1 pseudogene is annotated in these 474 nt (G+C 65.8%); it reads right to left on the bottom strand.

Annotated elements, in window-relative coordinates:
* A pseudogene (locus ACJ8QI_RS25470) lies at positions 1 to 474 on the bottom strand (transketolase); the annotation flags it as partial.

Raw genomic sequence — 474 nt, 5'->3', positions numbered from 1 at the left:
TCCACCGGCTGGTGGGTCGGGCCGTCTTCGCCCAGACCGATGGAGTCGTGGGTGTAGACGAACACGTTGCGCAGCTTCATCAGCGCCGCCATGCGCACCGCGTTGCGGGCGTATTCCACAAACATCAGGAAGGTTGCCGAGTACGGCAGGAAGCCGCCGTGCAGCGCGATGCCGTTGGTGATGGCGGTCATGCCGAACTCGCGCACGCCGTAATGAATGTAGTTGCCCGCCGGGTCAACGTTCAGCGCTTTCGAGCCGGACCACATGGTCAGGTTGCTCGGCGCCAGGTCGGCGGAGCCGCCCAGGAACTCCGGCAGCACCTTGCCGAACGCTTCCAGCGCGTTCTGCGACGCCTTGCGGCTGGCGATGTTGGCCGGGTTGGCCTGCAGTTTTTCCACGAACGCCCTGGCGTCGGCTTTCCAGTCGGCCGGCAGCTCGCCGTTCATGCGGCGCTTGAACTCGGCAGCCTGCTCC

It is taken from the genome of Serratia sp. CY84636 (assembly GCF_052166245.1).
Taxonomy (GTDB): domain Bacteria; phylum Pseudomonadota; class Gammaproteobacteria; order Enterobacterales; family Enterobacteriaceae; genus Serratia; species Serratia nevei.
The sequence above is the reverse complement of the archived record's forward strand: the minus strand, read 5'-3'. Positions and strand labels throughout refer to the sequence as shown.